This is a genomic window from Dysgonomonas sp. 521, assembly GCF_010501055.1.
GTDB lineage: Bacteria > Bacteroidota > Bacteroidia > Bacteroidales > Dysgonomonadaceae > Dysgonomonas.
Window position 1 is genome coordinate 1 of record NZ_QVMO01000202.1, and the last position, 1,793, is coordinate 1,793.

The 1,793-nt window shown below is 41.3% G+C and carries 1 protein-coding gene; it reads right to left on the reverse strand.

The window, feature by feature from the left end; genetic code table 11:
* Nucleotides 1-96: 96 nt before the first annotated feature.
* Nucleotides 97-1,656, reverse strand: coding sequence for an IS1634 family transposase (locus D0T84_RS22110; protein WP_163310078.1), 1,560 nt, complete (start codon nucleotides 1,654-1,656; stop codon nucleotides 97-99).
* Nucleotides 1,657-1,793 lie beyond the last annotated feature (137 nt).

Sequence of the window (1,793 nt, forward strand, 5' to 3'; positions counted from 1 at the left end):
TTTCCTGACTTTGACAATGCGCCACCCAAAAACGCGTTAACTTCGCGAGAATCGCATGGATGAAGATGATTTTATTCTGAAAAAACAGCCTAATTTTTATTCAATTCTCAGGAGGTTGTCGTTCCAAAAATTTTCATCAAAAAGTATAGCAATGGATCTGTGGCTTTCTGTTAGCAACATGGTTTTGGAGATGCTTTTATGGCTTGTGGACATCTTGACTCTTATGGTTACAATAGTCTTGGCAATATCCAGGACTTTGTCGACGCTCATGCCGATGTCGTTGAGTACCAAAATTCGTTCGAGTTCTTTGTATACCTTGTAGGCCACGAAGCAAATGCAAATATGTGCTTCAATCCGCTTTCTTGTAAAATGGAACATGGGGCGTAATTCCAGGCGTCCTTTCGAAATTCGAAATGCCCGTTCCACTTGCCATAACCCTCTGTATTCTTCGTATACGGTTTGAGCAGGCAACGAGGTGTTGGTAATGTAGCCTTTGAGCCCGTCCCACTTTTCATCCGCTTTGATTTTGTCATAATTGATGTTGACATTCACATCATCGGATATCTCCAGAAATTTGTTGTAACCCCTTTTGTTTATCTTGTCTTTTGTTATCTTCCCGCTCTTGTATTCTTTTTCGAGTCGACGAATGCCCTTATCTCTATTGTAGCTGTCCTTTTTTGCCCGTTTTTCGGAATAGCTGATTATCAATCGACTTTTTTCGTTCTTTTTATATTCGTGGAATATTCCGTTTTTTTTCTTCAATGAAAGTATCCATGACGTGACAGCTTTGCTTTCGTTTTTTATCCGCGCTCCTATGATATATTTATAGCCTTGAGCCTCGAGTTTTTCGACATTCTCTTTGTTCATCAACCCGGAATCGGCTACCACGACGAAATCATCCAGTGAAAAGCGTTTTACAAAGTCTTCTATGACCGGAAGCATCGTATGCCCTTCGTATTTGTTGCCTTCGTGGACGGTATATGCCAACGGATATCCTCCCATACTCACGAGCAAACCCAGTAGAATCTGCGGCTGACTGTGCTTGCCATCTTTTGAAAAACCGGTTTTGCGCAGATCATCTCCGGCGTCTGTCTCGAAATACAGGGTGGTAACATCGTAAAACAACAATCCGATTTTCCCTTGAAGGAGCTTGCGGGTATGTTCCACACTAACTTGCTGAATTTCTTCCTGCCGTTTATTGTTCAAGGTGTCTAAGTATCGGTAGATATTATGCAGTTCGACATCTTCGTCAAAATAGGACTTCAAATATTCAACAGTCGCTACTTTGCTTGATGGCTGGCAGATACGCGATATGACAAGGTGTTTTAAAATGGTATCATTTATCTTGTCGAAACCAATACTTTTATAGACAGGTTCGAGTATCTGCTGAGGACCATTGAGCAGGACACTCTCCACGTTATCAAAAAAATAATCTACTGCGTTTTGTTCGAATGCAACCTGTTCCACCTTGTCAAACAGGTCATCCTGTCCACTGTTTTGTTTAATCCAGACCAACCCCTGTTTGTACAAGTACTCAATCTCGTCGACATCTGAACTGACGCCGATTGTTTTTACCTCTTTGTATTGTCCTCCGGACTTCGATACGACAACTACGCTGACCCTGCCCGAACGGTTCTTTTTCTTGCGCACAAACATACACAAAGGTACTTTTTTCTGGTTTGAATATTTTGAAAAATTCTTTGCGCCACCCTGTTTTTGTGAAAATATTTTATACCCATCTATAAGTCAACGTGTTGTGATTTTGCACTTCTGAGGTTGTCAAAGTCAGGAGA

Bases quoted from the DNA above. Each gene is read 5' to 3' on its own strand.
- D0T84_RS22110 (WP_163310078.1), bottom strand. From the start codon at position 1,656: ATGTTTGTGCGCAAGAAAAAGAACCGTTCGGGCAGGGTCAGCGTAGTT.